This window comes from Bradyrhizobium sp. USDA 3311 (assembly GCF_054062495.1).
Map to the genome: position 1 here is coordinate 2392066 of NZ_JBSSFI010000001.1, position 18270 is coordinate 2410335.

14 protein-coding genes are annotated in these 18270 nt (G+C 65.1%); 4 read left to right on the top strand and 10 right to left on the bottom strand.

Features of this window, described 5'->3' with window-relative positions:
- Positions 1-2: 2 nt before the first annotated feature.
- The 9 genes from rbbA to ACVWW6_RS11195 form a co-directional block, all read right to left on the bottom strand.
- Positions 3-2777 carry a ribosome-associated ATPase/putative transporter RbbA gene (rbbA, locus tag ACVWW6_RS11155; protein ID WP_456680731.1) on the bottom strand — a complete coding sequence of 925 codons (2775 nt, stop codon included), beginning with the start codon at positions 2775-2777 and terminating at the stop codon, positions 3-5.
- The gene (locus tag ACVWW6_RS11160; protein WP_456680732.1) at positions 2774-3841 is read right to left on the bottom strand and encodes an HlyD family secretion protein; all 1068 of its coding nucleotides are present in this window, start codon (positions 3839-3841) and stop codon (positions 2774-2776) included. Before ACVWW6_RS11160 ends, rbbA begins: the two co-directional genes overlap by 4 nt.
- Before the next feature lie 208 nt (positions 3842-4049).
- On the bottom strand, positions 4050-5546 hold the full coding sequence (locus ACVWW6_RS11165) for a sugar ABC transporter ATP-binding protein (RefSeq protein ID WP_456680733.1): 1497 nt from the start codon (positions 5544-5546) through the stop codon (positions 4050-4052).
- Positions 5543-6640: a hypothetical protein gene (locus tag ACVWW6_RS11170; protein ID WP_456680734.1), complete on the bottom strand. Its 1098-nt coding sequence runs from the start codon at positions 6638-6640 to the stop codon at positions 5543-5545. The genes ACVWW6_RS11165 and ACVWW6_RS11170 overlap by 4 nt, the downstream gene beginning before the upstream one ends.
- A complete protein-coding gene (locus tag ACVWW6_RS11175) occupies positions 6637-8760 on the bottom strand; it encodes an ABC transporter permease (protein ID WP_456680735.1) in 2124 nt (707 codons plus the stop codon). The genes ACVWW6_RS11170 and ACVWW6_RS11175 overlap by 4 nt, the downstream gene beginning before the upstream one ends.
- An 80-nt stretch (positions 8761-8840) precedes the next feature.
- Positions 8841-9857, bottom strand: coding sequence for a sugar ABC transporter substrate-binding protein (locus ACVWW6_RS11180; protein ID WP_011090592.1), 1017 nt, complete (start codon positions 9855-9857; stop codon positions 8841-8843).
- Positions 9858-9900: 43 nt separating this feature from the next.
- Positions 9901-10872 (bottom strand): ABC transporter permease, encoded by a 972-nt coding sequence (locus ACVWW6_RS11185; RefSeq protein ID WP_011090591.1) that lies wholly within the window; start codon positions 10870-10872, stop codon positions 9901-9903.
- Positions 10873-10892: 20 nt separating this feature from the next.
- Positions 10893-11645, bottom strand: coding sequence for a TetR/AcrR family transcriptional regulator (locus ACVWW6_RS11190; RefSeq protein ID WP_456680736.1), 753 nt, complete (start codon positions 11643-11645; stop codon positions 10893-10895).
- 216 nt (positions 11646-11861) lie between these two features.
- Positions 11862-13067, bottom strand: a complete 1206-nt coding sequence (locus tag ACVWW6_RS11195; RefSeq protein ID WP_011090589.1) for an ABC transporter substrate-binding protein — start codon at positions 13065-13067, stop codon at positions 11862-11864.
- A 153-nt stretch (positions 13068-13220) separates the two neighbouring features.
- Between ACVWW6_RS11195 and ACVWW6_RS11200 the strand changes: the two genes are divergently transcribed.
- The 4 genes from ACVWW6_RS11200 (at position 13221) to ACVWW6_RS11215 (ending at position 17862) form a co-directional block, all read left to right on the top strand.
- Positions 13221-14834 (top strand): acyl-CoA synthetase, encoded by a 1614-nt coding sequence (locus tag ACVWW6_RS11200; RefSeq protein ID WP_456680737.1) that lies wholly within the window; start codon positions 13221-13223, stop codon positions 14832-14834.
- 87 nt (positions 14835-14921) lie between these two features.
- Positions 14922-15725, top strand: coding sequence for an MBL fold metallo-hydrolase (locus ACVWW6_RS11205; protein WP_456680738.1), 804 nt, complete (start codon positions 14922-14924; stop codon positions 15723-15725).
- Positions 15726-15882: 157 nt separating this feature from the next.
- The gene (locus ACVWW6_RS11210) at positions 15883-16899 is read left to right on the top strand and encodes an alpha/beta fold hydrolase (RefSeq protein WP_456680739.1); all 1017 of its coding nucleotides are present in this window, start codon (positions 15883-15885) and stop codon (positions 16897-16899) included.
- A 15-nt stretch (positions 16900-16914) separates the two neighbouring features.
- Entirely contained in the window at positions 16915-17862 is a 948-nt protein-coding gene (locus tag ACVWW6_RS11215; RefSeq protein ID WP_060908893.1) for a fatty acid desaturase, read from the top strand.
- A 56-nt stretch (positions 17863-17918) separates the two neighbouring features.
- Here the strand turns inward: ACVWW6_RS11215 and ACVWW6_RS11220 are convergent, their stop codons facing one another.
- Entirely contained in the window at positions 17919-18152 is a 234-nt protein-coding gene (locus ACVWW6_RS11220) for a hypothetical protein (protein WP_027543365.1), read from the bottom strand.
- Between the last annotated feature and the right edge of the window lie 118 nt (positions 18153-18270).

An 18270-nucleotide genomic window follows, 5' to 3' on the forward strand; every position in this document is an offset into this window, starting at 1 on the left:
GGTCAGCGGGCCTGTTTCTTCAGCAGCATTGTGCCGGCTGCCACCAGCACCGGGATCATGACGGCGAGCGCCAGGAGATCGTTGTGGAGAGTCTCGAAACCGAGGCCCTTGGAGAAGGTGCCGCGCGAGATCGTGACGAAATAGGTGGTGGGATAGAGCCGCCCGACCAGCGCGCCCAGTCCCTGGAGCGATGAAACCGGATCGATCAGCCCGGAATACTGGATGGCCGGAATCAGCGTGATCAGCACCGTGCCGAACAGCGCCGCGATCTGGCTGTTCATGAAGGCCGAGATCACCAGCCCCATGCCGGTCGTGGCGGTGACATAGAGCAGGGCGGCGAGCGCATAGGTCGGAAAGCTGCCGGTGAAGGGCACGCCGAAGACGGCGAGCGCGAAGCCGACCAGGAGCAGGAAGTTGCCGAATGCAAGCACGACATAGGGCAGTTGCGTGCCGAGCAGGAATTCCAGCCGCGTCACCGGCGTCACGTAGAAATTGACGATCGAGCCGAGCTCCTTCTCGCGCACCACCGCGAGCGCGGCGAGCACCGCCGGAATCATGATCAGGAGCAGCGGAATGATTCCGGGCGCCATGGCGACGACGCTTCTGACGTCGGGATTGTAGCGGTAGCGGAGCTCGAGCCTGTAGGAGCCGGCGATCGCCGCCTCGCCATAAAGCTCGCGGCCCTTCTGCGCGAGCCAGGTGGCGTGGATCGCCTGGGCGTAGGAGCGCAGCGTTTCGGCGCGGGTGGGGTTAGCGCCGTCGACCCAGGCGCCGATCTCGACATGGCGACCGCGGCTGACGTCGCGGCCGAAGCCGGGCGGCAGCTCGATGGCGAGGCCAATCTCGCCGGCGCGCATGCGGCGGTCGAGATCGGCGTAATCCGTGATCGGAGGCTTTTCGGTGAAGTAGCGCGACCCCGCGATCTGCAGGCTGTAGTCGCGGCTGATGGCGCTGTCGTCGCGGTCGAGCACGGCGAAGGTCAGGTTCTCGACGTCCATGCTGATGCCGTAGCCGAGCACGAACAGCAGCAGCACACTGCCGAGGATCGCGAGCGTCGCGCGGATCGGGTCGCGGCGCAGCTCGAGCGCCTCGCGCCGGGAATAGGCCAGCATGCGGATCGGATTGAACGTCGCGCTGCTGCGCTTGCGCGGCGGCGTAGCGGTCGCAGCCGGCGCGGGCGATGCGGCCGCAGGCGGGCCGGCTGCATCCGCCGTGTCAGCGATCGCCTCTTCGAGGCAGGCGATGAAGGCCTGCTCCAGCGTGGCGGTGCCGCGCGCGGCCACGATCGCGGCAGGCGTGTCCGACGTCAGCACCTTGCCCGCGTGCATCAGCGAGATCCGGTCGCAGCGTTCGGCCTCGTTCATGAAATGGGTCGAGACGAAGATGGTGACGTTGTCCTTGCGCGAGAGCTCGGCGAGAATCTGCCAGAAGCGGTCGCGGGCGACGGGATCGACGCCGGAGGTCGGCTCGTCGAGAATGAGGATGTCCGGCGCATGGATCATGGCGACCGCCAGCGACAGCCGCTGCCGCAGGCCGAGCGGCAGCGCGTCGGGCAGGGCGTCGGCCACCTCCGCAAGATCGAACCGGGTGATCATCTCGCGGATGCGCGCGGCGATAGTCTCCGCCGGCAGCCCGAACAGCCGCGCATGCAGATCGAGATTCTGGGCGACCGTCAGCTCCGAATAGAGCGAGAAGCCCTGCGACATGTAGCCGATGCGGCGGCGCACGGACATATCGCCGGCATCGATCGCATTGCCGAACAGTCGCGCATTGCCCTCGCTCACGGGCAACAGGCCGGTGAGCATCTTCATGGTCGTGGTCTTGCCGCATCCGTTCGAACCGAGGAAGCCGAAGATCTCGCCCTTCCTGATGCGGAAGCTGACATCGTCGACAGCGACGAAGTCATTGAAGCGCCGGGTCAGGTGGTCCGCCTCGATCGCGATCTCGTCATGGTCCGCGCTGCGCGGCGGGATGACGACGCCGGTGTGATTGCCGCGATCGGCCTCCGGCAAGAGACGGATGAAGGCCTCGTCGAGCGTGTCGGCGCCGGTCTGACGCTTGAGCGCGGCAGGCGTTCCCGTCGCCAGCACGCGGCCGGCGTTCATCGCGATCAGGAAGTCGAACTGCGCGGCCTCCTCCATATAGGCGGTCGAGACGATCACGCTCATGCCGGGCCGGCTGCTCCGGATCGAGGCGATCAGCTCCCAGAACTGGCGCCGCGACAAGGGATCGACGCCGGTGGTCGGCTCGTCCAGGATCAGCAACTCGGGATCGTGGATCAGGGCGCAGCACAGGCCCACCTTCTGCTTCATGCCGCCGGAGAGCTTTGCGGCCGGGCGGTCGGCGAAGGGGGTGAGCCCGGTGTCGCGCAAAAGGCCAGCGATCCGTCTGCTTCGTTCCGCCTTGTCGTGTCCGAACAAGCGGCCGAAGAAGTCGATGTTCTCGAACACCGACAACGTTGGATACAGATTCTTGCCCAGCCCCTGCGGCATATAGGCGATATCAGGGCAGACCGTACGGCGATGGCGCGAGCTCGCCATGTCGCCGCCAAGCACATGGATGCGTCCCTCTTGGATCTCGCGTGCGCCGGCGATCAGCGCGAGCAGGCTGGATTTGCCGACGCCGTCGGGTCCGATCAATCCGATCATGCAGCCGGACGGCAGGTCGAGGGTAATGCCATCCAGCGCGCGGGTCTTGCCGTAGCTCAGGCCTACGCCTTCGAGATGCACCACGCTGCCGGGCTCGGCCGGTGCGTCGGCTGCGGCAGTCGCGCTCATCGGGTCACTTTGATCTTGAGATTGTCGGGCCATTGCGCGGCCGCATCGAGCTGCACATAGGCCATGCCGGGCAGGCCGGTCTTCACATGCTCGATGTGCTGGCGCAGCAGCTCGGGCGCGATATGCGCCTTGATGCGGAACATCAGCTTCTGGCGTTCCTCCTCGGTCTCGACGGTCTTGGGCGTGAATTGCGCGACGTCGGCGACGAAGGTGGCCTTGGCCGGGATCACGTATTGCGGGATGGCGTCGAGCACGAGGCGGACCTCGGAGCCGATCGCGACGCGGCCGGCATCCGCGGTCGGCAGGAAGAATGTCATGTAGACGTCGCCGAGATCGACCATGTTGAGGACGCGGCCGCCGGCCGCGAGCACCTCGCCCGGCTGCGACACGCGATACTGGACGCGGCCTTCGCGCGGCGCCTTCAGCACACTGTCGTTGAGGTCGGCGTTGATGCTTTCGATCGCGGCCTTGGCGGCGTCGACCGAGGCGCCGGCATCGATCACCATGGCGCGGGCGGAGCTGATCGCGGCCTCGGAGGCTGCGACCTGGGCCTGGGAGGCGGCAAGCGCTGCCTTAGCCGTGGCGTTGGCCGAGCGGTCGTCGTCCAGCACCTGCTGCGACACCGCATTCGTCCTGATCAATTGCTCGGAGCGATCAAGCTTGCGGCTGGTGGTGTCGAGCTGGGCGATGCGCTGGTCGACCACGGCCTCCGCAGCCCTGCGTTCGGCCTCGCGCTGGTTCACCAGGCTCTTCGCGGTCTCGACATTGATGGATGCGCGCTGGAGCTGCGCTTCGGCCTGGCGGCGCTGCGCCTGCAATTGCTCGGTGTCCATCCGCGCCAGAACCTGGCCGGCGTTCACGAAATCACCTTCGTTGACCAGGATTTCGCGAATCCGGCCAGGCGTCTTGGTGGCGATGTCGATCTCGACCGCTTCGATGCGGCCGTTGCCGCGGGCAAAGCCTGCCGGCAGCGTGTTGGAATCGCGGTGCTGCCAGTAGTAATAGCCGCCGCCTGCAAGCAGGATGGCGATCGCGGCGATGACGCGGCCCGGAGTGAAGTTCATCTGTTCATAACGCCGCGCCGCGGCGCCCACATGTTGAGACACGAATGGCCGGCCGCTACGGATATCTCCGAGGTGGAAGCCGCGCAGCCGAAGTTGGTCCAACATTGCCGCGATTTTTGCAGCGCAACTTGATGCAGATCAGATTGCGCGACCGTTGCCTCTGCCCAAGGTTCAGGCAGTCGGCTGGCCCCGAGCGCTCTGGCGACGCCTAGTGGATCGCCGCGTACATGATCCTTTCCTCAGTCGCGTCCAGCGCGGAGAATTCCTCCACGACCTTGCCCTGGCGTGAGACCAGGATGCGGTCGGAGAGCGCCATGATCTCGGGCAAATAGGACGAGATGACCACGACGGCCTTGCCCTCGTCGGCGAGCTGGTTGATCAGCTCGTGGATCTCGACGATGGCGCCGACGTCGACGCCGCGGGTCGGCTCGTCGAAGATGATCAGGTCGGGCTCCTGCACCAGCGATTTGGCGATCACGACCTTCTGCTGATTGCCGCCGGACAGCTCGACCACCTTGCCGTGGTCGCCGATGGCGCGAACCCCGAGCTTCTCGATCCAGGTCTTGCCGATGGTCGCGGTTTCCCGCCGCGACAGCATCATGCGGCCCTTGGGAAACTTCGACAGAAGCCCGAGATAGATGTTGCGCGCGATCGAGGACGTCTCGAAGAAGCCCTCGACCTTGCGATCCTCGGTGACATAGGCGATGCCGGCCTTGACCGCCGGCGCCGGCACCCGGTAGCGCACCGGCTTGTCGTGCAGCAGGATCTCGCCGCCGTGGAAGAAGTCGCGCTTCAGCACGCCGGAGACGATCTTGAACGTCTCGGTGCGGCCGGCCCCGACGAGGCCGAATACGCCGGTGATCTGCCCTGCGAACACCGACAGCGAATTGTTCTTCACCATCGGCGCCATCTTCAAATTCTGCACCGTGAGCACGCGCGGGCCGGCCGGCCGCACGCTGCGCTTGCGTGCGCCGTAGAGCGTGTTCGACAGGTCGCGGCCGACCATGGCCTGTACGATCGCGGCGCGGTCGAATTTGGCGGCGTCGTCGGTCACGACATGCTTGCCGTCGCGCAGGACCGTGATGCGGTCGGCGAGCAGCAGGGCCTCTTCCAGGGCATGCGAGATGAAGACGATCGAGACCCCGCGCCTCCTGAGGTCGCGGACGAGGTCGAAGAAGTATTTCTTCTCCTCCGGCGTCAGCGACGCGGTCGGCTCGTCGAAGATGATGACCTTGGCGCGGTGCAGAACCGCGCGCGCGATTTCCACCATCTGCTTCTTGGCCGCGCCGAGACCGCTGACCGTGGCGGTCGGCGTGACGTCGAAGTTGAGCGATTGCAAAAACTGCTGCGCGGCGATGTAGATTCCGCGCAAGCGGTTATAGAACTTCTCCTGCCCGAGGAATAAATTCTGCGCCACCGTCATGGTCGGCACCAGGCTGTTCTCCTGAAACACCATGGCGATGCCGAGATTGCGTGCCTCCAGCGGCGTCCTCGGTGCGACGTCCGCGCCGTCGACCGTCATGGCGCCCGAGGTCAGCGTCACCACGCCGGCCATGACCTTGGTGAGCGTCGACTTGCCGGCACCGTTCTCGCCGACCAGCGCGTGGATCTCGCCGCGGCGCAGGTCGAAGTCGACCCCGTCGATGGCGGGAACGCCGGCGTAGAGTTTTGTCGCCTTGCGCAGCGAGAGCATGATGTCGCTCATTGGCAAAACTCCTCGGCAAGGCCGGCCAGCGGCAGTCGCAGGACACGGCCAGGTCCTTTGGCGATCAGGACGAGGTCGTCGCCCATCTCGATGGCCGCAACGATTCCGTGATTGACGCCGTCAACCCGGCTGTGCAGCGAATAGAGCGGCTGGCCATCGGGGTTGAGACGGATGACGAGTCCGTAGGATCGCGGCGGCGCCCACGGCTTGATGACGCCCATGGTCTTGATGTGCGCGCCCTGCATCGGCTCCTTGAACGAGAGGCCTGAGCGCAGGCGCGGGGCAACCCAATACGCCGGATCGATCTCCGTCATCATGCGGCGGCGATAGGCCGGCTCACGCAGCACGAACTCGATGAGCTGGGTGCGCGCGGTGAAGGCGGTGAGCCAGTAGCCGCCGCCCGCGGCTCTTGTCAGTCGCGACGGATAGACGGGCAGGTGGGCGAGCACGATCCGGGGCGATGCGCCCGGCGTCACCAGAACGAGGCGGTGGCGCCAGCTCTCGCTGACAAGCACGCCGTTGCCATGCGCGCAGGCGCCGAAGGCATGGCCGAGCCCCTGGGCCAGCGCCGTCACGGATTTGCTGCCGGGATCCAGCCTGAACACGCGGCCGCTCCGGTTCAGCTCCATCAGGTCGCGCGCCCAGTCGTCGACGCCGCATGTCGCCGAGCCGTCCGTCGCAATCAGCGTGTTGTCGCCCGCCGGCGCGAGCGCGTTGACGGCATTGAAGGCGGCGTCGGCAAACGTCACGCTTGGCTGTTCGGCCAAAGGGCTTGCGTAAAGGCGCACCTCGCGTCCCCCGAGCGCCACGGCAAGGCCGCCTTCGGGAAGGACACACAACGCCGAGATCGGCCGATCGAAGGTGCGGATCTCCGAGGGCGAGCCGCCATTCAGGCACATCAGCCGCGGACCGTCCGCAATGAAGAGGTTGCGGCCATCGGTGGCGAGGTCCTCCGGCGCCTCGCACGTCAGCAAGGTGTCGGCGGCTTCCAGCTTCTGGTTGGGCTTCAAGGCACCGTCGAAGGACGGCACCGTGATGGTGGCTTCGCCGCGCCCGAGAAAGCGGTTGGCGAATTCCCTGACGGCTGCGATCACGACAGCTTCCCCCACCGCTTGTCATACTGGACGAAGTCGGGATCGGCGTTGTCGAGCTTGTAGCGGCCGATCCGGTTGTTGGCGATGCCGCCGAGATAGAGGTAGCCGCGATGCTCGCGCATCGAGGTGATCATCGGATGGTTTTCGCCGCGCAGGTCCCAGAACGATTCGAGGATCTTGCCCTGCTCGTTGAACTTGACAACGCAGCCTGTGTTGATGTTCGGGAACAGCCACTCGTCGACCGGCACACGCTTGGCCATGCGGCGCCGGAAGCCGGGCATCTTCCAGGCGAGGTCGAGCGAAGGGCTGCGCATGCCGACCAGCGCCAGCCAGTAATTGCCGTCGGAGGCGAGGTTGATGTTGTCGGGGTAGCCGGGGAGGTTGTCCATCACCACCTCGACCGCGCCCTTCTTCGGTCCTGCGAACCAATAGCGCTTGATCGAGCAGCCAAAGGTCTCGGCGAACAGGATCGACTGGCCGTCGCTGGCCACGCAGATGCCGTTGGGAAATTTGAGGCCGCGCAATTCCGTCCGTGTCGCGCCGGTCCTGGTGTCGTAACAGATGATGCGGCCGTTGCCCCGCGCCTCGAGGCCATCGATCGGCCACTCGTCCATCTCGTAGCGCACGGTCGCCTCGGAGAAGAAAATGAGGCCGTCGTCGGTGATGTCGAGGTCGTCGGCGAGCCGAAGGCGGCTGTCGTCGTTGACCGAACGCATGCTGCGGTTGGTCTCGTCGGTCGCCTTTTCCACGGTGCCATCGGGCTTGATGCGATAGAGCCCCATGCCGCCGATGCAGATGTAGAGATTGTCCTCGCGATCGAAGGCCATGCCGAGCGGCTGGCCGCCGATATGGGCGAATACTTCCATCTTCTGATAGTCGGGCGCGAGGAAGCGGATGATGTCGCCGTGGCGCGAGCCCGCATAGAGGTTGTCGTGGCGATCGAGGATGACGTCCTCCGGCGCCTCGATGCGGCCAAGGCCGATCAATTCGACATCGCGCAGCTTGTCGTTCTGCTCGAACGGGCCGCCCTGCCCGATCTCGGTCGGGGGAGGCGGCGGCAGCGCGTGGTAGGTCGGGGCGACGTAGACCTTGCTGATGATGCGCGTCCGATTCTTCTGCCAGCGGATGTCGACCATCGCGGCGACGAGCAGGATGCCGGCGAGCGCCATCCGGTTGACGCCGCCGCGCGCGTTCATGGTCGTGAGACCATTGGTGATCAGGAGCACGATCAGGACCCCGACCGCGGATTTGGCGACCGAACCCTTGCCGCCGCCGAGCGTGATGCCGCCCAGCACCGTCGCGGTCAGCACGATCACCTCGAGGCCGCCGCCGATGTCGCCGCCGACGGTGCCGAGCCGGGAGGCGAAGAACAGCGCGCCGATGCTGGTCAGCACGCCGCTTGCGACGTAGCAGAGCGCGATCGTGCGACGGACGGGAATGCCGGAATTGTACGCCGAGCGGCGCGAGCCGCCGATCGCGGTGATGTGCCAGCCGGGCCGCAGCCGCGTCATGAAGATATGGCCGAAGATGGCGATGACGATATAGACCAGCGCTACGGTCGGGATGCCGAAGATGCTGCCGCCGCCGATGAAGTCCCAGGACGGGATGTCGGGGAAGGCCGACGCGATGGCGTTGGAGTAGCGCTGGATCAGGAGGTCGTAGGCCGAGCGGTAGATGATCAGGGTGATCAGCGTGGTGATGAAGGCGCGCAGCCGCAGATAACCGATCAGGACGCCGTTGACGGCGCCGAGCAGCGCACCGCAGAGCAGCGTGGCGGCCACCACCGCCGGGACCGGCCAGCCCAGCACGTCGAGCAGATAGAGCGCGCAGAAATCCGTCAGTGCGAAGATCGAACCGACGGACAGATCGATGCCGCCGACGATGACGACCAGCGCCAGCCCGAGCGCGATGAAGCCGATCTCTCCGGCCTGGCGCGCGGTGTCGGCAAGGCTCGCCGGCGACAGGAAATTGTCGATGGACCGGCTGAGCGCGAGGCCGACGATCAGCAGCAGGATGACCGGGATGGCCGTCTCGGTCCATCGCTTGGACAGGATTTCGCCGAGCAGATGATCGGGCCAGTAGCGGTAACGCAGGCTTGTCAGGGTGTCGCGCATCGGCATTCCAGCGGGGCATGGAAAATGTTGGGAGCGAGGTCCCCGAGACCGCAATGGCCCAGGGAACCTCGAGCGTCAGCGTCGAACTATTTCTTGAGATCGCTGAGATTCCAGCAGGCGGTCTGGCTGTCGGCGTTCTCCTTGGTGATCGGAATCAGCGTGGTGTATTCCGAGCCCTTGACGGAGCCGGGCTTGACGCCCGACGAGAGCAGCCATTTGATCGTGCCTGCCATCTGTGCCGCCTGGGTCGGCACGTCGTAGCTCATGTTGAGATCGAACGCGCCCGACTTCACCAGTTCGCACGCGCCCTTGCGTTCGCCGCCGCCCGAGGTGGCCAGGAATACCTTGCCGGTGAGCCCGGCTTCCTTCACGGCCGCCGCCGTGCCGATATCCATGCCGTCCCAGAAGCCGACGATGCCGCAGAGATCGGGGTTCTGCTTCAGCACCGTTTGCGTGATCGCCTTGGCCTTGGCGGCGTCCCAATCGGCGGCCTGGCTCGACACCACCTTGATCTCGGGATGCTTGGCGAGCACGTTCTCGACGCCTTTGAGCGTATAGGCGCTGGCGGCCGCCGACAGCGCGCCCTGGATGATCGCGATCTTGTTCGATTTGCCCTCGCAGGCCTTGACCACGCCTTCGGTCTGGCGTTCGCCGATCTCGACCCAGTTGGCACCGACGAAGGCGGAGCTCCGATAGGCAGAGCCCATGTTGATCTGGATGACGTAGATGCCTTCGTTCTCGGCGCGCTGGAGCAATTTGGCATAGGTCTGCACGTCCGGATTATGCACCACCATCACCGCCGGCTTCTCCGAGATCAGCGAGGTGACGGCCTGCGCGCCGGCATTGGTGTTCCAGTTGGCGTCGCGGATCACGAACTTGACGCCGAGCGGCTCGAGCTCCTTCTTCAGGCCGGCATACCAGCCCTCGGTGAGGTCGAAGTTCATCGCGACCGGAACATAGGCCACGGTCTTGCCGGCCAGCGCTTCCTTGAACGGCTTCTGGAACGGCTCGTCCAGGCCCTGCTGGGCCAAAGCCGGTGCGGTCATGGCCGCAAGGCCCAGTGCTGCAACGATGGCCTTTGTCGGGCTGCCGAGATGCTTCATTGCTTCCTCCTTGGTTGTGGTTGTCGTTATCTCGTTGGGTCGGTCAGATGTCGCCCTGCTGCGCCGTCTCCTCGTTGCGCGGATTGAGGAAGGAATCGGTGATGACGGCGAGCAGCAGAACCACGCCCTTGATGAGATTCTGCCCGGCGTAGGAGATGTCCATGATGGTCATGCCGTTGAGCATCGTGCCGATCAGGAGCGTGCCGATCACGACGTTCAGGACGCCGCCGCGGCCGCCCGATAGCCCGATGCCGCCGAGCACGACGACCAGAATGACGTCGTAGATGAGCGTGGAGTTGAAGATGCGGGTCGGCATCGAGTTGACGGATGCAGCCAACACGAGGCCGGCGAAGCAGCCGATCAGGGCGGCGATCACATATTGCAGGACGATGATCGGGCGGGAGGGAATGCCGGTGACGCGCGCGGCGAAAGGGTTGTCGCCGATCGCATAGATATAGGCGCCCCAGCGCGTCTGGCGCAGCAGGAAAGCCACCACGATGCAGGCGATCGCGAACATGATGATCGACGTCGGGATGCCGAGGATCGTGCCCTGTCCGAGCCGCTCGAAGCCGTCCATGCCGGGGCTCCACTGCACGACGTCGAGCTGGAACAATGCGGCCTGCCCGAGACCGGCGAGGAGCAAGCCGGTCGCGAGCGTCGCGAACAACGAGGGAACCTCGGCGTAGGCGATCAGCCAGCCATTGACGAGTCCGAAGGCGATCGTCAGCAGCACGGCGGTCAGGAGCGAGGCCGGCAGCGAGTGGCCGTTCTGCACCATCTGCAAGACCAGCCCCGGCGGCACGGCGAGCGCGGCGATCAGCGAGATGTCGATGCCGCGTCCGATCACGACGATCGCCATGGCAAGGCCGAGGATGCCGAGCACGGAGACGTTCTGGAGCAGCGTCAGCATGTTCTCCGGGGTGAGAAAGCCGCGCAGGAAGATCGAGAATACCAGGAACAGCAGCGCGAAGACGGCGAAGACGATCTCTTGCTGATTGAACCGGAAACGCTTCATCGCCTGGCCCTTCCTGCGGACTATGGGTGCGCCATCTGCTTTGGCCGCGAGCGTGCCCTGGCGGACGTGCGCGCGTTGGCGCGGTTGCCACTCGACAAGGCGGCGCTCACGAAGTTGCCGACGCCATCGATGTATCCGTCGATCGACGTGCCGCGTTTGCGGTACTTGGCGCGCTTGACGTACCAGTCCTGCAGCAGCGGCTTGATCAACGACGCCGTGAGCCTGACATGGTCGATCGTGAAGGCGCCGCTGGCGACGCCCTGCCTGAGGACGTCGGCGATGATCTTCTCGGTCATGGCCTCCATGTCGATGGCGCGCTGACGTTCCGCCGGCGGAAAGGACTTCGCCTCCATGAAGGCGAAGACGAACCAGGGCTGCATCGCCTCGCTCATGCGGATATGGGTCGCGATGATCCAGTCGAGGTGCCTGTGGGCGTCATTTCTGACGTCGTCGGGAGGCGCCGTCAGAACCTCGGTCGCCGTTGCCGCGACCTCGCCGAGGATCATCGACAGGAGCCTGGGCTTGCTGTCGATATACGTATAGAGGCCGCCCATGCTGAGGCCGGAGGCCTCCGCGAGCTGGCGCAGCGTCGTGGCGTGAAAGCCCTGCTTGTTGGAGAGGGTGAGGGTTGCGCCGATGATGCGCGCGAGATTTGCGACGGCAAGACGTGGCTTCTGGACGCGAATGGAGTCGCGGTGACGTTCCAGAATGCGCGTGCACAGCGCTTCCGTCGAGAACGCGTTCGTCCAAGGTCGTCGGCGCGCGAGATTCACGCTGCCTCCCCAAATTTCTTCCCGGGTCTTTTGGCGTTGTTGTTGATCCAGGCGTGGGCTTTACACCCTTGTCGTCATTCCTAGCGCAGAGAGTGGCCGTCGGGAAAGGGGGCGGACCAGAATTTTCTGAGAGAGCGCTCGCTCGTTTTTTCCGTGCAATGCAATGTCGTGGGTCCGCCCCGCGACGGAAGGCAGGTCCCCGATGCGCGCAAAGCGCTACTTCAGCAGCGGGCAGCCGCCGTCCTTCAGCGGCCGGAAGGCCTGATCGGCCGGGACTTCGGCGAGCAGCTTGTAATAGTCCCACGGACCCCTGGATTCCTCGGGCTTCTTAACCTGGAACAGGTACATGCTGTGGACCATGCGGCCGTCCTCGCGCAAGCTGCCGTTGTCGGTGAAGGCATCCCTCACCGGCAGCTCGCGCATCTTGGCCATCACGGTCTTGGTGTCCCTGGTGCCGGCGGCCTGCACGGCCTTGAGGTAATGCAGCGTCGCGCTGTAGGTCGCGGCCTGGTTCATCGTCGGCATCCGCTTGACGCGCTCAAGGAAGCGCTTGCCGAAGGCACGGGTCTTGTCGTTGAGGTCCCAGTAATAGGCCTCGGTGATGATCAGCCCCTGTGCGAGCTTCAGTCCCAGGCTGTGCACGTCGGAGATGAACATCACGATCGCCGCCAGGTTCTGGCCGCCGGCGACGATGCCGAACTCGCCGGCCTGCTTGATCGCGTTGATGGTGTCGCCGCCGCCATTGGCAAGCCCGATGATCTTGGCCTTGGAGGCCTGGGCCTGGAGCAGGAAGGACGAGAAGTCGGCGGTGTTGAGCGGATGCTTGACGCTGCCGAGCACCTTGCCGCCGGCGGCCTTCACCACGTCGCCGGTGTCGCGCTCGACCGAATGGCCGAACACGTAGTCGGCGGTGAGGAAGAACCAGGTGTCGCCGCCGTTCTTGACGATGGCGCTGCCGACGGTGTGGGCGTTGGCATAGGTGTCGTAGGTCCAGTGCGCGGTGTAGGGCGAGCAGGATTTCCCGGTGATGTCGGAGCTCGCCGCATCCGTCACGATCATGATCTTCTCGTACTGCTTCGACAGCTCCATCACGGCGAGCGCGGTGGCCGAGGTCGGCAGGTCGATGATCATGTCGACGCCCTCGGTCTCCCACCATTTGCGGGCGATGGTGGAGGCGACGTCGGGCTTGTTGAGCACGTCGGCCGAGACCATGTCGATCGGCTTGCCGAACATCTGCCCGCCAAAATCCTCGATGGCCATCCTGGTGGCCTCGACGTTCCCCATACCGCCGATGTCGGAATAGACCGAGGAGAAGTCGGAGAGCACGCCGATCTTGAGCGGGGTCTGCTGGGCGGGCGACGGATTGATGAAAAGCGCAGACAACAGCCCGGCCGCAAGGGCGGCGCGTGCGATCCGATACATGACATTTCCCCCGATCTTTGTAGTTGGCGCGCCAGATTAGATTGCCCCGGCGAAGGGGCAATTCTTGCGTCATGACGCCGGCGCGCAGGCAATTTGACGCAGTCGACAGCGCCGACTACGCTTCGCGCAGATTGCAAATCTTGGGGAATGGAAATGTCCAGCGACACCGCAGCCACCATCTCGAAAGCGCGCGAGCATTCCATCGGCGATCTCCTGCGCCGTTCGGCGGGCCGCGATCCGGGTAAGCTCGCGATAAGCTGCGGCGGCGTGAGCTGGACGTTCGCCGAGATGGACGCGATCTGCAACCGGCTCGGCCGCGGCCTGCTCGGCCTCGGCGTCAAGAAGGGCGATCGTCTCGCCGTGCTCTCGCGCAACTCCCATGCCTTTGCCGCGCTCCGCTTCGCAGTGGCGCGGATCGGCGCGGTGCTGGTGCCGATCAACTTCATGCTCAATCCGGATGAGATCAATTTCATCCTGAAGAGCTCCGGCGCAAAGCTGCTTGCGACCGGGCCTGATTTCGTCGAGCCCGCGCGCGCGGCCTCGGCCAAGGACTGTGCGGTCGAGAAGATGATCTGGCTCCCGGGCGAGGATCCCGCCACCGCGCCCGCCGGCCTCACCACCTTCGACGATCTGCTTCATGCCGACGGCTCGTTCCTGGAGGCGTCCGTCGACAGCCGCGACCTCGCGCAGATCGTCTACACCAGCGGTACGGAGTCGCTGCCCAAGGGGGCGATGCTGACCCATGAAGCCGTGATGTGGCAGTATGTCAGCTGCATCATCGACGGCGGCATGAGTGTGGACGATAAATTCCTGCACGCGCTGCCGCTCTATCATTGCGCCCAGCTCGACGTGTTCCTTGGCCCGCAAGTCTATCTCGGCGCCTCCGGCGTGATTACGGGCAAGCCGACTGCCGACAACATCCTGGCGCTGATCCAGGCGCACAGGATCACGTCGTTCTTCGCGCCGCCAACGATCTGGATCGCGATGCTGCGCTCACCCAATTTCGACAAGACCGACCTGTCGACCTTGCAGAAGGGCTATTACGGCGCCTCGATCATGCCGGTGGAAGTCTTGCTCGAGCTCCAGCGCCGTCTGCCCGCTGTAAAGTTCTGGAATTTCTACGGCCAGACCGAGATCGCGCCGCTCGCGACCGTGCTGCGGCCCGAGGACCAGCTGCGCAAGGCCGGCTCGGCCGGCAAGCCGGTGCTGAACGTCGAGACGCGCGTGGTCAATACGGCGATGGAGGACGTCAAGGTCGGCGAGGTCGGCGAGATCGTGCACCGCTCGCCGCACCTGTTGTCCGGCTATTACAACGATCCCGTCAAGACGGCGGCCGCGTTCTCTGGCGGCTGGTTTCACTCCGGCGATCTCGCTACCGTCGATGGCGAGGGTCACATCACCGTGGTCGACCGCGTCAAGGACATGATCAAGACCGGCGGCGAGAACGTCGCGAGCCGCGAGGTCGAGGAGATGGTGTATCGTATCCCGGCGGTGTCGGAGGTTGCCGTCGTCGGGCTGCCCGATCCGCGCTGGATCGAGGCGGTCACCGCGATCGTCGTGGTCAAGAGCGGCGAGACGCTCGACGAAGAATCCGTCATCAAGCACTGCGCCGGCCAGATGGCGCATTTCAAGGTGCCCAAGCGGGTCATCTTCGTCGATAGCCTGCCCAAGAATCCGAGCGGCAAGCTGCTCAAGCGCGAGCTGCGCCAGCGCTTCGTCGGCGGCGAGACCCTCGACAAGGCGATCCAGAAGAATTTCGGGACGTGAGGGGGCTTCGCCTTTCCCGCTTGCGGGGTTCTTGCCGTCGTCGATCTCCCGTCCATATTTGAAGCGTGACATCCTGGATCACGAGCCATGTCCCTCTGGACCTGCGAAACCTGCGGCGCGCAATTCCCGGCCAGCGAAAGACCTCCTGCGTCCTGTCCGATCTGCGAGGACGAACGGCAATTCGTGAACTGGAAAGGGCAGACCTTCCTCACCCGCGAGGCGTTGGCGGAAAGCCATCGCCTGATCTGTCGCGACGATCTCGGCCTGACCGGCCTTGCACTCGAGCCGAGCTTCGCCATCGGCCAGCGCGCCTTGCTCGTGCCGCTCGCAGACGGCTGCGTGATGTGGGACTGCGTGCCGCTTGCAACGCCGGAGGCGATCGCGCAGGTCCGCTCGCTCGGTGGACTGCAGGCAATCGCGATCTCACATCCGCATTATTATGGCGCGCTCGCCGACTGGAGCGAGGCTTTTGGCGGCATCCCGGTCTATCTGCACGCGGATGACCGCCAATGGGTGACGCGGCCGCATGCCTCGATCGTGCACTGGACCGGCGACAGCCATCGCATCTCCGACGACGTGGTGCTGCTGCGCAGCGGCGGCCATTTCGCCGGCGCCACCATGCTGCACTGGCGGCAGGGCGCGGACGGCAGGGGCGCGCTGCTCACCGGCGACATCGCGCAGGTGACGATGGACCGCCGCTTCGTCAGCTTCATGTATTCGTATCCGAACTACATGCCGCTCAATGCCGCTGCGGTGCGGCGGATCGCGGCCGCGGTCGAGCCGCTCGCCTTCGATCGCATCTACGGCGCCTGGTGGGGGCGCAACATCGCCGCGGGGGCCAAGGCCGCATTCGCGGCGTCGGTCGCGCGCTATCTGGCGGCCATCGCTTGAGCCGGCGAACCGGCCAGATACATCTTGCCACCTGCTAATATATGTACTATTCGTACAGTTATTAAGCGTGACGCAATGATGCGTGAGCGGCCCGGCATGATCGATGCATCGCCATTTCAGCGGCGCGTTCTGCGACCGCGTGAGCGGAGTTGAACGCATGACGGCGCAGCGCGACTATGAGACCTTCGAGGCCGGCGACGTCACACTCCAGTCCGGGGCCATCTTCCCCTCGATGACGCTCGCCTACAAGACGTACGGCGCGCTGAGCCCGGCCAAAGACAACGTCATCCTCTACCCGACCTCGTTCAGCGCGCAGCATTACGACACCGAATGGCTGATCGGGGCCGGCGGCGTGCTCGATCCCGAACGCTACTTCATCGTCATCCCGAATCTGTTCGGCAACGGCCTGTCGTCCTCGCCCTCGAACACGGCTGGCCCGTTCCCTGAGCCGACCTACCACGACGCCATCGCGGTCCAGCACCGCCTTCTCACCGGGCGCTTCGGCATCTCGAAGCTCGCGCTGGTCTATGGCTGGTCGATGGGCGGCATGCAGGCCTATCACTGGGCGGCATCTCATCCCGATATGGTCGAGCGCGCCGCGGTGGTCTGCGGCAGTGCGCGCTGCGCGCCCTATAATCATGTTTTCCTCGAAAGCGTGAAGGCCGCGCTGACCGGCGATCCCGCCTTCCGTAACGGCCGTTTCGTCGAGAAGCCCACCGTCGGCTACCGCGCGATGGGGCGCGTCTATGCCGGCTGGGCGATGTCGCACGGCTTCTATCGCGACGAGCTCTGGCGCGAGGCCGGTTTCAGCTCGCTTGAGGACTATCTCGTCCGTGGCTGGGACGCGACGTTCGCGCGGCGCGATGCCAACGACCTGCTGGCGCAGATTGGCATCTGGCAGAGCGGCGATATCAGCCGCTGCGCCGCATTCGGCGGCGATCTCGATCGGGCGCTCGCCGCGATCAAGGCGCACATGCTGCTGATGCCGGGCGCCACCGATCGCTATTTCGACGTCCGCGACAACGAGGACGAACTCGGTCGGCTGGTCAACGCAAAGTCGGCGGTGCTGCATCCGATCCCGTCGCTGCACGGCCATCGCGCCGGAAATCCCGTCAACAATCCACCCGACCAGGCCTTCATCAAGGCCGAGATCGCACAGCTCCTCAGCAAGTAAGACAGGCATCCGATCATGACTGACGCAACCGTTTCAGAGCCGGGCCACCGCCTGAAGCCGCTCACGCCGGCGATGCTGCGTGAATTGTCGGTGCGCTCCAATCTCAGGGGGGCCGCGAAAAGCCTCAGCCATTACGGCCTGGTCGTGCTGGTCGGCGCGCTGGTTTGGAAGGTCTCTTCGGCCTGGGGCGTGTTATGGGCCCTGCCGCTGATGGCGGTGCAGGGCTATTTCGTCGCCTTCCTGTTCATGGCGTTGCACGAGACCGCGCACAAGACCGCGTTCAGGAGCCGTGGCCTCAACCTTGCGGTCGGCTATCCTTCGGGCTTCATCATCGGACAACCTTACGAATATTACTGCCTGTTTCACTGGGACCATCATCGCTACACCCAGGATCCTGAGAAGGACCCGGAGCTGATCGTCGGCGTGAAGCCGAAATCCGATACGCAGCTGGCGCTCGCTTATAGCGGCCTGCTCCAGGTCGCCGGCCGCCTCTGGCTGATGCTCGGCCACGCCGTGACCGGCAAGGTCACGGTGCCCTGGATTCCCGAAAACAAGCGCGCCACCATCGTGCGCGAGGCGCGCGCCTATGCTGCGCTCTATGCGCTACTGCTCGCGCTCTCGCTGTGGTTCTCCTCGGCGCTGCTGCTCTGGGTCTGGATCGTGCCGCTTGTCATCGGGCAGTTCTTCCTGCGGCCCTATCTCTATGCCGAGCACACCGGCTGCGACCGCACCCGCAGCGCCTTCCAGAACACGCGTACCACCTACACCGGCGCGCTCGTCAAATGGTTCGCGTGGAACATGCCTTACCACGTCGAGCATCACGCCTATCCCTCCATACCCTTCCACGCGCTGCCGAAGCTGAACGAGATCGTCGACGGCGAGATCGTCCATCGCGGCCGCGGCTATATCGCGACGACGCGCGAGACCTGGGCCTGGTTTCGCCGGCAGCGGCAGGCCGGCTAGGCAAATGCAGAACCCCGATCGCGGAGCGATCGGGGTTTTGTCGACGGCGCGAGATATCAGTAGATTCCGTAGGCGCAGACATTCACGACGCGGACGCGCAGGCCGTGGCGGGTCTGGACGACGCGCTCCTGGTAGCAGTTGTTGACGCCGGTGTTGACGTAGATTCCGCCAAAGCCCCAGCCGGGACCCCAGTGATGGTGGAAGCCGTGGGCCGAAGCGGCGGTGGGGGCGAGAGCGGCAACACCGAGCGAGCCGGCAGCGATCAGACCGAGTGCAAGCTTACGAAACATCTTCATTCTCCAGTTGGCGCGAGGCCGTTGTTGTGTCCCTGCATCTCGGTCGGGTCGAAACGCGAATGCGTTCACGGGGCGAGGGGAGAATCGTGTTTCAGGATTGTTTCGTCGACTG